Annotated in this window: 9 protein-coding genes; 8 read left to right on the forward strand and 1 reads right to left on the reverse strand. The window is 63.0% G+C overall.

The features are described 5' to 3' along the window. The 8 genes from G7016_RS23155 to G7016_RS23190 form a co-directional block, all read left to right on the forward strand. A partial coding sequence (locus G7016_RS23155; RefSeq protein WP_181118112.1) for an energy transducer TonB occupies positions 1-523 on the forward strand: 523 nt, incomplete at its 5' end. 31 nt (positions 524-554) lie between these two features. Then, positions 555-1262: a MotA/TolQ/ExbB proton channel family protein gene (locus tag G7016_RS23160; RefSeq protein WP_181118114.1), complete on the forward strand. Its 708-nt coding sequence runs from the start codon at positions 555-557 to the stop codon at positions 1260-1262. A gap of 1 nt (position 1263) precedes the next feature. Continuing rightward, positions 1264-1665: an ExbD/TolR family protein gene (locus G7016_RS23165; protein ID WP_181118116.1), complete on the forward strand. Its 402-nt coding sequence runs from the start codon at positions 1264-1266 to the stop codon at positions 1663-1665. Between the two features lie 169 nt (positions 1666-1834). Then, on the forward strand, positions 1835-4546 hold the full coding sequence (locus tag G7016_RS23170) for a TonB-dependent receptor (protein ID WP_181118118.1): 2712 nt from the start codon (positions 1835-1837) through the stop codon (positions 4544-4546). Positions 4547-4659: 113 nt separating this feature from the next. After that, positions 4660-6534 carry an extracellular solute-binding protein gene (locus G7016_RS23175; RefSeq protein ID WP_181118120.1) on the forward strand — a complete coding sequence of 625 codons (1875 nt, stop codon included), beginning with the start codon at positions 4660-4662 and terminating at the stop codon, positions 6532-6534. A gap of 1 nt (position 6535) precedes the next feature. Continuing rightward, positions 6536-7600 (forward strand): microcin C ABC transporter permease YejB, encoded by a 1065-nt coding sequence (locus tag G7016_RS23180; protein WP_181118122.1) that lies wholly within the window; start codon positions 6536-6538, stop codon positions 7598-7600. After that, complete coding sequence (locus tag G7016_RS23185) at positions 7600-8622, forward strand: ABC transporter permease (RefSeq protein WP_181118123.1); 1023 nt, start codon at positions 7600-7602, stop codon at positions 8620-8622. Before G7016_RS23180 ends, G7016_RS23185 begins: the two co-directional genes overlap by 1 nt. A 1-nt stretch (position 8623) precedes the next feature. Continuing rightward, complete coding sequence (locus G7016_RS23190) at positions 8624-10264, forward strand: ABC transporter ATP-binding protein (RefSeq protein WP_181118124.1); 1641 nt, start codon at positions 8624-8626, stop codon at positions 10262-10264. A 20-nt stretch (positions 10265-10284) separates the two neighbouring features. Here G7016_RS23190 and bglX read toward each other — a convergent pair whose 3' ends face one another. Beyond that, the gene (gene bglX, locus G7016_RS23195) at positions 10285-12576 is read right to left on the reverse strand and encodes a beta-glucosidase BglX (RefSeq protein ID WP_181118125.1); all 2292 of its coding nucleotides are present in this window, start codon (positions 12574-12576) and stop codon (positions 10285-10287) included. Positions 12577-12613 lie beyond the last annotated feature (37 nt).

The raw sequence follows: 12613 nt of genomic DNA on the forward strand, positions 1-12613 counted from the left end.
GCCCCCTCCGCCGCCAGCGCCAGAGGAGGACCCGGACGCCCTCAAGCCGCCACCCAAGCCGGTGGAAAAAAAGGTGGAGAAGCCCAAGCCAGTGCCCAAGCCGCAGGCGGTGAAAAAGCCCGCAGCGCCGACGCCGCCCGCGCCAACCCCGGCGCCCGCCGCAGCCACGCCGCCAGCGCCGCCGGCTCCCACAACGGCCCCCGCTGCTCCCGCCGCGCCTGTACCTGCGCCTGTGAAGGAAACCGCTGCGGTGTCTGGCCTGGCAAGCCTGGGCAATCCGCCGCCGGAGTACCCCTCGTTGGCGCTACGGCGCAATTGGGAGGGCACCGTGGTGCTGCGCATTCAGGTGCTGGCCAATGGGCGTGCCGGGACGGTGGAGGTGACCCGCTCCAGTGGCAAGCCTCAACTGGACGAAGCAGCGGTCGCTGCGGTGCGCAACTGGAAGTTCATTCCAGCCAGGCGCGGGGACACGCCCATCGACGGGTTCGCCACCCAGACCATCGACTTCAAATTGCCGCAATAACTCACACATTTCAGCTGTTACGAGGTAAGCCATGAACGCATCACTGTCTGCAATGATTGTACCGGGCGTGCTTTGGGCCTTGATCCTGTTCTCCGTGCTCAGCTGGGGGCTGTTGTTGGTGAAGTCCGCCCAATACTTGCGCCTCAAGTCGCAGAACCGTCAGTTCACCAAGGCGTTCTGGACGGCGCCCGACCTGCTCACTGCCGCAGAGCACTCCAGCCAATACCCCGGCTCGCTGGCGCGCATCGCCAACAGCGGCTTCGAGGCCATGGCGGTGGATGACAGCCCGCGCACCGCTCAGCAACTGGCTCACACGATCAACCGGCAGGACCGGCTCGAACGTAACCTGCGACAGCAGATCCAGCGGGAACGTCGAGCGCTGGAAGTCGGCCAGGCCGTGCTGGCCAGTATTGGCAGCACGTCACCGTTCATTGGGTTGTTCGGAACGGTCTGGGGGATCATGGAAGCCCTGCAAAGCATCGGGGCCAGCGGCTCGGCCAGCCTGGAAACCGTCGCCGGCCCTATCGGCCATGCGCTGATCGCCACTGGGGTAGGGATCGCGGTCGCCGTGCCAGCGGTGCTCATTTACAACTTCTTCCTTCGACGTTTGAAGCTTGCCTTGGCAGACATGGACGACTTCGCCCATGACTTCGACAGCCTCGCCCAGCGCAGCGCCTTTGCCGTAACCCGCGAGCCCATCGCTCACAAGCATGCCCATGGCGTGCGGGAGGCAAGCTGACATGGCCTTCTCGACCCAGGACAGCGATGAAGTACTCAGCGAGATGAACGTCACCCCGCTGGTGGACGTGATGCTGGTGTTGCTGGTGGTGTTCATCGTTACCGCGCCGCTGATGACCAATGCCATCAAGGTGAACCTGCCCAAAACCGACGCCGTGGCGCCCGCCGAGAAAAAGGACCCGGTGGTGGTGAGCGTGGACCAGGACGGCAAGTTCTTCCTCGCCAAGGCCGAGGTTGCGCCCGAGTTGCTGGAAAAAAGCCTGCAGGACGTAAAAGCCAAGGACCCGGAGGTACGGGTGCAACTGCAGGCCGACACCAGCGTGAACTACGGCCAGGTGGCCAAGGCGATGGCTTCGATTGAGCGCTCCGGGATCACCCGCATCTCGGTGATGACCACGCGTTAAGCCTTCGGGCAACCGTAACCCAGCAGCAACCCTGTGCGAGCCTTCCGGGCCTTGCAGGGGAGCGGCTTGTTTGAAGAAAGGAAATTTCCGGGGCCGGCAAAACCTACCCGGAGCAAACAGGGCTCACAAGGCCATTTCAATCAACGTCTGAGAACAATCGGAAGTTAACATGTTGATGAGCTTTCCCGGGTTTACCCTCAAGCCTCTGGTCACCACCCTGCAACGGCATCGCATGGTGCCGGTTTACGTAATGGCCATGGGCATGGGCGGCGTTTATGCCGCTGACAGCACCGAAGAAACCAACAGCGCGCAAGCAGCGGTGATAGCGCCGGCGCCGGTGACCACCCAGCTGCAAAAGGTTGAAGTAACCGGCTCGGCCATTCGCCGGGTGGACGCCGAAACCGCTGTGCCGATCACCATCCTGCGTACCGCCGACCTGGAAAAGCAGGGCGTGACCACCACCGCCGAATTGATGCAGCGGGTAACCGGCAGCAACTCCATCAGCAACTCCTCCGGCTCCGTGGGCGCTGCAACCGGTGGCGCCAGCTTCGCTGACATGCGTGGCATCGGCGCCAACAAAACCCTGATATTGCTTAACGGCCGGCGCCTGGCGAACAACGCCATGTCTGGCACCACCTCTCAAGGCGGCGCTGTCGACCTCAACATGATCCCGTTCGCGGCCATCGACCGGGTAGAAATCCTGCGCGACGGCGCCTCGGCCCTGTATGGCACCGACGCGATCGGCGGCGTGATCAACTTCATCACCAAGAAATCCCTCACCGACGGCACGCTCACCCTCGGCGGCGAAACCCCCACCCAGGATGGCGGCGGCGGCAGCAAGGACATCAGCGGCAGCTGGGGCTACGGTGACCTGGAGCAGGACCGGTTCAACGTGATGGGCGTGTTCAACTACCGTACGCAACAGAACCTGGACGCCAATGACCGGGGCTTCGACAAGGACTACGTGCCCGGCCGTGGCCTGGACAACACTTCTGGCACCTCTTTCCCTGCCAACTACAGCCAGAACGGCAATGCCACCAACCCCCTGGCGCCAGCGTGCAGTGGCGCCAACCAGATCGCCAGCGACGGCGTCTGCCGCTACAGCACGCGCAATTCCATCGACCTGCTGCCGCAAACCGAAGCCACGTCCTTCTTTGGCAAGGCCACAGGCAAACTGGCAGACGACCATAACGTGACCCTGGATTACTTCTGGTCGCGCAATAACAACAGCACCAGCGTGGCGCCCGCGCCCTTGACCGGCCTTAGCTTGTCACCTACTTCGCCCTATTACCCGGGCAACGGCATCACACCCGCGCCAACGGACTTCGCCCTGGACCCCACTCAGCCGGTGGATGTGAACTGGCGCGAGACCGCAGCCGGGGACCGCGAATCGAAGGACCAGAACACCAGCCAGCGCTTCCAGCTGACCTTCGACGGCACGGTGGCGGGTTGGGACTATAACGTGGGCGCTGGTTACAACCAGAACCAGGTGTACAACAAGGTCACCAACGGCTACGTGAGCGACTCGGCCATGATTGCCGGCCTGGACAGCGGGCTGCTCAACCCCTTCGGCCCTCAAAGCGACGCCGGCCAGGCGTACATCGACGCCAATACCTACCACGGGACCTATGCGGTTTCCACGGGGCGCGTGTCATCCATGGACGGCAAGCTCACCCGGGAAATCGGCGACTGGTTCGGCGCGGGCCCTGTCGGGCTGGCGTTGGGCGGTGAATACCGCAAGGAGAAATTCCACGAAACGGTGGAAGACTTCGCAGGCGACCTTTCCAGCCTTGGCGTAGACCCGAACAGCTCGGTGTCGGGCGATCGCAGCATCAGCGCCGAATATGCCGAAATCAACGTACCGGTGTTCGACAGCCTGGAATTGTCCGCAGCGGTGCGGCACGACAAGTACAGCGACTTTGGCAGCACCACCAACCCGAAGTACTCGTTCCGCTTCCAGCCTTTCAAGGAGCTGGTGATGCGCGGCGCCTACAGCGAGGGCTTCCGCGCGCCGTCGCTGTATGAGCTGAACAACCCTACCTACACCACTTTCACCCAAGGTAACTACAACGACCCTCGCCTGTGCACGGGCGGTACGCTGCAACCGGGTGGCAACGGTGGCCGCGACTGCAATCAGCAGTTTCTCAACAACACGGGGGGCAACCAGGACCTTAAACCGGAAACCGCCCGTAACGTCACCGCAGGCTTCGTGTATCAACCGGTGCGCAATCTCTCGATGGGCCTGGACTTCTGGTGGATCAAGATCGCCGGGCAGATCGAAGAGTTTCCCGAGTCCGAAGTGTTCGCGCATCCCGAACTGTACGGCGATCGCATCGTACGGGCGGCGGATGGCTCTATCGACCACATCATCACGGGCCTGGCCAACCTGGGTAACGTGAAAACCAGCGGTGTGGACGTGAGCCTGAATTACCGCTTCCCGGCCACCCCGTTCGGCCAGTTTGGCGTGGACCTGCAAGGCACCTACGTCAGCCGCTACGACTACCAGCAAACGATCGATGGCGCCTACATCGACCGGGTGGGCGACTTCCAGGGCTACGGCGTGGCGGCCCGCTGGAAACACAACATCACCGGCTCCTGGACCTACGGGCCGGCGCGCGCTTCGATCACCAACCGCTACACCTCGGGCTACAACGACTACGACCGCACCACCAATGACCATGTGGCCTCGTACATGCTCTGGGACCTGGCCGCAGGCTACACCTTCGCCAAAACCCTGGACGTGGACGTGGGGGTGAAAAACATCCTCGACCGCGACCCGCCGTTCTCCAACCAGAACTACACGTTCCAGAGCGGCTACGACCCACGCTACACCGACCCGCTGGGCCGCACGCTGTTCGCCCGCGCGACCTACCACTTCTGAAGCACCTCGGCGGGCTGCGCTCCGGCCCGCTCGATTGCCTGTATTCGGCATCCCTGGCCAGGCGGCCAGGTTTTTTTCAGGCGCTATGTGTGTGCGTTCGAGGACGTCCGGTTATGCAACTGCACTTTGTTTTGCCGCGCTGGCTGTTGTTGGCAGCCGCGCTGTACCTGCACGTGTCGGGCGCCCAGGCGATGCCCGTGACAGCCATGACGGTGTATGGCGAGCCGCCTAAATACCCGCCCGGTTTTCAGCACTTCGACTACGTGAACCCACAGGCCCCCAAAGGCGGCTCGCTGAGCCGCTCCGCCGAGGAGATCGCTCAATTCAATTACATCATGCCCACCAACGACCAGGGCACCGCAGTCAGCCAGGTGGACACTTGGCTGTATTCACCCTTGGCCTACCGCTCCCTGGACGAGCCTTACACGGTGTATGGGTTGGTTGCCGAAAAGATGGAGCAGGATCCTGCGGGTATGTGGGTGCGCTTCTATCTGGACCCGCGTGCGCGGTTCCATGACGGCACGCCCGTTACCGCCCAGGACGTGGCGTATACCTTCAATCAGCTGATCACCAAGGCCAGCCTCAGCTATCGCCTGCTCTATGGCGATGTGGCCGACGTGGTGGTAGAGGGGCCGCGGCAGGTGCGCTTCAACTTCAAAAGCAACCTCAACCGCACCTTGCCGCTGGACCTGGCATCCATGCGAGTTTTGCCGGAACACTACTGGAAAGACCACGATTTTGCCGGCGGTGGCGGCTTCACTCCGCCGCTGGGCAGTGGCCCTTATCGCATCAGCCGGGTAGACCCGGGCCGCAGCATTACCTTCGAGCGGGTCAAGGATTGGTGGGCCAAAGACCTGCCCGTGAGCCGTGGGATGTACAACTTCGACACCCTGACCGTGAATTTTTATGCTGACACCGAAGTGGCGCGCCAGCTGCTTCAAGCCCAGGCGTTCGATTACAACCGCGAGTTTTCTTCCAGTGGCTACGTGGTGGGCTATGAAAGCCCTGCACTCGCAGACGGCCGCCTGCAACGGGCTATCCTGGCCAAGCTCCGGCCGGTGGCCGCGCAGGGCTTTGTGTTCAACCTGCAACGGCCGATCTTCCAGGACAGGCGGGTGCGCGAAGCCCTGACACTACTGTGGGATTTCGACTGGGCGAACCAGCACATGATGCGCGGCTTCTACCGGCGCCAGAGCAGCTACTTCCCCAAGAGTGAAATGGCGGCCACGCAATTGCCCGACGCCCAGGAGCTGGCGATCCTTGAACCACTGCGGGGGAAGATCCCCGACGAGGTGTTCACCCAGGTGTACCAGTCGCCTGCCACCGATGGCAGCGGGTACATCCGCGACAAACAGCTGCAAGCGCTCAAATTGCTCGCCGAGGCGGGCTGGCACCCGGATCACAATCGCCTGGTGAACGCCCAGGGCGAACAACTGAAGTTCACCTTCCTGGACGGGCAGGGCGGCTTCGACCGGCTGGTGTTGCCCATGAAGCGCACCTTGGCGCAGATCGGCATCGAGCTGGAAATGCGCCGCATCGACGGCGCGCAGTACAACAACCTGATGAATGCCCGCAACTACGACATGATCGTGGTGACTTTCCCGCGCAGCGGCGACCCGATCATTTCTCCCGGTCGCGAGCTCTACAACCTCTACGGCTCGGCCAGCGCAACCCAACCCGGAAGCTCCAATTTCATGGTGTTGAAGGACCCCGCCGTGGACGCGCTGATCGACGGCCTGGTCAGCGCCACCAGCCGCAGCGACATGGTGCATCACGCCCGTGCCCTCGATCGGGTGCTGCAGTGGGGCTATTACGCCATCCAGAACTACTACAGCGAAGGCACCCCGGTGGCGTACCTCAACCGGTTCGGCATGCCTGCCACGCCGCCTGCCTACGACGTGGGGCTGGACACCTGGTGGCAAGTGAGCGCTACCCCGCTGACCACCTTGCAAATGAGCGCCCTGGCGCACAACTCGGAGGGGCACTGACATGCCGCAGTACATCTTGCGTCGCCTGTTGCTCATCATTCCTACGCTGCTGTGCATCCTGGTCGTGAACTTTGTGATCGTCCAGGCCGCGCCCGGCGGGCCGGTGGATCAAGCCATCGCTCGCCTGCAGGGCGCCAGCAAGCAAGGCGTGGGCGGCGGTGGCGGCGAAATGGCCGGGGGAGGGGGCAGCCGCTCCAGCCAGGGCCTGGACCCCGCCCTGATCGAAGAAATCAAACGGCACTATGGTTTCGACAAGCCTATGCACGAGCGCCTGTGGCTGATGATCGAGCATTACGCCCGCCTGGATTTCGGCAACAGCTTCTTTCGTGGCGCGCCGGTGACCGAACTGATCGCGCAAAAGCTCCCCACCACGATATCGCTGGGCGTATGGGCCACGTTGATCACCTACCTGGTGTCGATCCCGCTTGGCATTCGCAAGGCGGTTCATCACGGCAGCCGGTTCGACGTATGGACAAGCACGGCGATCATCATCGGCTATGCCATGCCGGCGTTTTTGTTCGCCATCCTGCTGATCGTGGTGTTCGCCGGCGGCAGTTACCTGAGCTGGTTTCCCGTGCAAGGGCTGGTGTCCGAGGGCTTCGATCAGTTGCCCTTCACCGGCAAGGTGCTGGATTACCTCTGGCACTTGGTACTGCCCGTAGGGGCATTGGTGATCGGTGGTTTCGCCACGCTCACCATCATGACCAAGAACAGCTTCCTCAACGAAATCAGCCGGCAGTACGTGACTACCGCCAGGGCCAAGGGGCTTACTGAACGGCGCACGCTTTATGGCCACGTGTTTCGCAATGCCATGTTGCTGGTGCTGGCAGGCATCCCGCAGGCGCTGATCGACGTGTTTTTTGCGGGCTCGTTGCTGATCGAAACGCTGTTCAACCTCGACGGCCTGGGGCGCATGAGCTACGACGCAGCCGTGTCCCGGGACTACCCCGTGGTGTTCGGCACGCTGTTCCTGTTCACCCTGTTCGGGCTGCTGATCAAGCTGGTGGGCGACCTTTGCTACACGCTGGTGGACCCCCGTATCGACTTTGCCCGGAGGGCCGCCTGATGTTCTCGCTTTCCCCCTTGGGTAAACGCCGCCTTCAGGCGTTCAAGGCCAACCGCCGGGGCTGGTGGTCGCTTTGGCTGTTCCTGGGCCTGTTGCTGCTGTGCCTGTGCGCGGAGTTGCTGGCTAACGACAAGCCGTTGCTGGTGAGCTACGAGGGGCAATGGTACATGCCCTTTCTTCATACCTACCAAGAGACCGATTTTGGCGGCGAACTGCCATTCGAGCCGGATTACACCAGCCAGTACGTGCGCCAACTGATTGCCAGCAAACACGGCTGGATGCTGTTTCCGCCCATCCCGTTCGGGCCCGAATCGGTGAACTGGGACCTCACCGCGCCTTCGCCCAGCCCGCCCAGCGCACAGAACTGGCTGGGCACCGACGACCAGGCGCGGGATGTGCTGGCCCGCGCCTTGTATGGCGCGCGGGTGTCGATCCTCTTTGCATTGTTGTTGACCTTTATCAGCACAGTGATCGGCGTGTTCGCCGGTGCGATCCAGGGGTACTACGGCGGGGTGGTGGACCTTGTCGGGCAGCGGCTACAGGAAATCTGGGCGGGCCTGCCGGTGCTGTACCTGTTGATCATCCTGTCCGGGTTTGTGGTCCCCAGTTTCTGGTGGCTGCTGGGGATCATGGCGTTGTTCTCCTGGCTCGGCCTGGTAGACGTAGTGCGGGCGGAGTTTCTGCGTGGGCGCAACCTGGAATACGTGAAAGCCGCCCGGGCGCTGGGTTTGACCGATGGCGCGCTGATGCGCCGGCACATCCTGCCTAACGCCATGACCAGCACCTTGACGTACCTGCCGTTTATTGTGACTGGCGCCATTTCTACGCTCACCGCGCTGGATTTCCTCGGCTTCGGCATGCCAGCGGGCACGGCGTCGCTGGGGGAGTTGGTGGGCGAAGCCAAGCAGAACCTGCAGGCACCCTGGCTGGGCCTTACAGCGTTTTGCGTATTGGCGCTGATTTTGTCCCTGCTGGTGTTCATCGGCGAAGCCTGCCGCGACGCGTTCGACCCAAGGAGCTGACATGCACGACAACCTGATCGAAATCCGGAATCTGCGCGTCGCGTTCGGGGAGCGCGAGGTGGTACACGGTGTAAGCCTCGACATCCGCCGGGGGGAGTGCCTGGCATTGGTGGGCGAATCCGGCTCGGGCAAGTCGGTGATGGCTCACTCGATCCTGCGGCTGCTGCCTGCGGCGAAGGTGTGTACCCAGGGCTGTGTTCATTTCAACGGCGAGGACCTGGTAGCGGCGAGCGAGGGGCGCTTGCGCGAATTGCGCGGCAACCGTATCGCGATGATCTTCCAGGAGCCGATGACGTCCCTCAACCCGCTGCATACGGTGGAAAGGCAGATTGGTGAAGTGCTGGCCGTACATAAGGGGCTGGGTGGCACTGAGGCGCGAAACAGGGTCCTTGAGCTGCTTGAACTGGTGGGTATCCGCGATCCCGCCAAGCGCTTGAAGGCATATCCGCATCAGCTGTCGGGCGGCCAACGGCAGCGGGTGATGATTGCCATGGCCCTGGCCAACGAGCCGGACCTGTTGATTGCCGATGAGCCCACCACCGCCCTGGACGTGACTGTGCAACAGCGCATTCTCGAACTGCTGCGCGATCTGCAGGCGCGCCTGGGCATGTCCTTGCTGTTGATCAGCCACGACTTGAACCTGGTACGGCGGGTTGCCCAGCGGGTATGCGTGATGCGCGGTGGGGAGATCGTGGAACAGGCCGCTACCGACGATCTGTTCGCTCAGCCCAGGCACCCTTACAGCCGCATGCTGATCGAGGCCGAGCCCGATGGCCGACCGGTGCCGGTGCTGTTCGACCACTACCTGCTCACCGTCGACGAGCTACGGGTATGGTTCCCATTGCCAAAGCCGTTGTTCAGCCGGGAGCGCTCATACATCAAGGCGGTGGACGGTGTGAGCTTTTCCCTGCTCAAGGGTAAAACCCTGGGCATTGTGGGCGAGTCCGGTTCGGGCAAGTCCACGCTTGGCCAGGCGATCCTGCAACTGGTGGAATGTGAGGGCAGCGTGCGCTTCGGCAACGTTCAGCTCACGCTGCAAAACCCTGCTGCCATGCGCCGATTCAGGCGGCAGATGCAGGTGGTGTTTCAAGACCCGTTCGGTAGCCTCAGCCCGCGCATGTCGGTGGAACAGATTATCGCCGAAGGCCTGCTTACCCATGGCATCGGCACCCCCCTCGAGCAGGAGGCCGCAGTAATCCGGGTGCTGGGTGAAGTGGGGCTGGACCCTGAAACTCGCCATCGCTACCCCCATGAGTTTTCCGGGGGCCAGCGCCAGCGCATCGCGATCGCCCGGGCATTGGTGCTCGAGCCCAGCCTGATCCTGCTCGACGAGCCCACCTCCGCCCTGGATCGCACGGTGCAGAAGCAGATCGTGGAGCTACTCAGGTCGTTGCAGCTGCGCCACGGGCTGACGTACCTGTTCATCAGCCATGACCTGGCGGTGGTACGTGCCCTGGCCCATGAGCTGATCGTGATCCGTGAAGGCAAGGTGGTAGAGCAGGGCCCGGCGCGGCGGATCTTCGCCGCGCCGGAACACCCCTATACCCGGGAGCTGATTGCGGCCTCCGGGTTGGGCGAGCAGCCTGCCGAACACGGGTCGCGGCCAAGGCCGGCTGCTACGGATTGCCTGGCGCCTCCGTAGCGGCCCATTCAGATCCGGCCTTAAAACAACTCGAACCGAGCCTGCTTCACGTCTTGCGAGTCGAGGCCGATCTGCACATCGAAGTCGCCTGGCTCGGCGGCGTACTGAAGTTGGGTGTTGTAGAACTTCAGGTCGTCTTCGCGGAGCTCGAAGGTAACTTCCTTGCGCTCGCCGGCCTTGAGGAACACTTTCTCGAAGTTCTTCAGCTCCTTGATCGGCCGGGCCATGGAGGCCACAACGTCATGGAGGTACAGCTGCACCACCGTTTCGCCGTCGCGCTTGCCGGTGTTGCGCACGGTTACGCTGGCCTTGAGGGTTTCGCCACGCTTGAGCCGGTTGGCGGAAAGGTGAACGTCGGACACATCGAAGGTGGTGTAGCTCAGGCCGTAGCCGAAGGGGAACAGCGGGCTGGTGTCTTCATCGAAGTACTGCGAGGTGTAGTTGCCTGCCTTGCCGGGAATGAACGGCCGGCCAATGGTCAGGTGGCTGTAGTACATCGGCACCTGGCCCACCGAGCGCGGGAAGGTTACCGGCAGCTTGCCCGACGGGTTGTAGTCGCCAAACAGCACGTCGGCGATGGCATGGCCGCCTTCGGTGCCGCTGAACCAGGTTTCGAGCATGGCGTCGGCTTGCTGGGTTTCCTGCACCAGGGACAGTGGCCGGCCATTCATCAATACCAGCACCAGCGGCTTGCCCGTCGCGCGCAGCGCGGTGAGCAGGGCCCGTTGTGGTGCCGGAATTTCCAACGTAGTGCGGCTGGCGGATTCGTGGGACATGCCACGGGATTCGCCCACCGCCGCCACGATCACATCGGCGCCAGCGGCCGCCTTGAGGGCTTCGTCGATCATGGTTTGAGCCGAGCGTGGGTCTACGTCCACTTCGGTACGGTCGAAGATGATGCGGTTGAGAAACGCCAGGCTGTTGCGGTCGTTGGTGACGTTCGCACCCTTGGCATACATCACCTGCGCCTGATTGCCCACGGCATCACGAATCCCTTGCAGCAGGGTAATGGACTGCTTCGGCTGCCCCGCCGCCGACCAGCTACCCATCATGTCGATCGGCGCATCGGCCAGTGGACCGACCACGGCGATGGTGCCGGCCTTCTTCAGTGGCAGCGTGTCGCGAGCATTCTTGAGCAGCACCATGGAGCGACGGGCCACCGAACGGGCTTCCTCGCGGTGCAGGCGGCTTTCGGCGTTGGTATCGGCCGGGTCCTCTTCCGCCTTGCCTAGGCGGCGGTACGGGTCGGCGAACAAGCCCATGTCGTACTTGGCCGAGAGCACTTCGCGCACTGCATTATCAATCTCGGCTTCCGGCACCTCGCCGGTTTTCACCAGGCCGGGCAGTTCCTGGCCGTACACCATGTCGTTCATGCTCAGGTCGATGCCAGCACGGATCGCCAGCTTCGCCGCCTCGCGGCCATCCCGCGCCACGCCATGCTTGACCAGTTCGATGATCGCGCCGTGGTCGCTCACCGTCAGGCCCTTGAAACCCCAGTCCTTGCGCAGCAGGTCTTGCATCAGCCAGGTATTGGACGTGGCCGGTACGCCATTGATGGAGTTGAGCGCGACCATCACCCCGCCTGCTCCCGCATCCAGCGCGGCGCGGTAGGGCGGCAGGTAATCCTGGTACATGCGGGTGGGGCTCATGTCCACGGTATTGTAGTCGCGCCCACCTTCCACACCGCCGTACAGGGCGAAATGCTTCACTGCCGCCATGATGCTGTCCGGGGCGCTGACGTCCTTGCCCTGGTAACCCTCTACCATCACCTTGGCGATGCGCGACACCAGGTAGGTATCCTCGCCAAAGCCTTCGCTGCTGCGGCCCCAGCGCGGGTCGCGGGAAATGTCCACCATCGGCCCGAAGGTCATGTCCAGGCTGTCCGCCGCCGCTTCGCGCGCAGAGGTGCGCGCGCTCACGCCAATGGCGTCCATGTCCCAGCTGGAAGCCAGGCCCAGGCTGATGGGGAAAATGGTGCGCTGCCCGTGGATCACGTCGTAGGCAAAGAACATCGGGATCTTCAGCCGGCTGTTCATGGCCGCGTCCTGCATGGGGCGGTTTTCAGGCCGGGTCACCGAATTGAAGGTGCCACCGATGCGGCCCGCGGCGATCTCCTTGCGGATCTGCTCGTGGGTCATTTCCGGGCCAATGCTGATCAAGCGCAACTGGCCGATCTTTTCGTCCAGCGTCATGCGCTTGATCAGGTCGGTGATGAATGCGTCCTTGGTGGCGCTATCCGTGCCGGTGCTGGCGGCAAGGATCGGAGGGCAGGCCAAGGCAGCGGCCAGGCCAAGCAGATACAGCTTCTTCATGAAATCATTCCTGGGCGGGGCCCTGCAGGGGGCGGCG

This window comes from Pseudomonas japonica (genome assembly GCF_013522925.1).
GTDB classification, from domain to species: Bacteria; Pseudomonadota; Gammaproteobacteria; order Pseudomonadales; family Pseudomonadaceae; genus Aquipseudomonas; species Aquipseudomonas japonica_A.

Coding starts and splice junctions, on each gene's coding strand:
- G7016_RS23185 (WP_181118123.1), top strand. CDS start 7,600: ATGTTCTCGCTTTCCCCCTTGGGTAAACGCCGCCTTCAGGCGTTCAAG.
- G7016_RS23170 (WP_181118118.1), top strand. CDS start 1,835: ATGTTGATGAGCTTTCCCGGGTTTACCCTCAAGCCTCTGGTCACCACC.
- G7016_RS23180 (WP_181118122.1), top strand. CDS start 6,536: ATGCCGCAGTACATCTTGCGTCGCCTGTTGCTCATCATTCCTACGCTG.
- G7016_RS23175 (WP_181118120.1), top strand. CDS start 4,660: ATGCAACTGCACTTTGTTTTGCCGCGCTGGCTGTTGTTGGCAGCCGCG.
- G7016_RS23160 (WP_181118114.1), top strand. CDS start 555: ATGAACGCATCACTGTCTGCAATGATTGTACCGGGCGTGCTTTGGGCC.
- G7016_RS23190 (WP_181118124.1), top strand. CDS start 8,624: ATGCACGACAACCTGATCGAAATCCGGAATCTGCGCGTCGCGTTCGGG.
- bglX (WP_181118125.1), bottom strand. CDS start 12,576: ATGAAGAAGCTGTATCTGCTTGGCCTGGCCGCTGCCTTGGCCTGCCCT.
- G7016_RS23165 (WP_181118116.1), top strand. CDS start 1,264: ATGGCCTTCTCGACCCAGGACAGCGATGAAGTACTCAGCGAGATGAAC.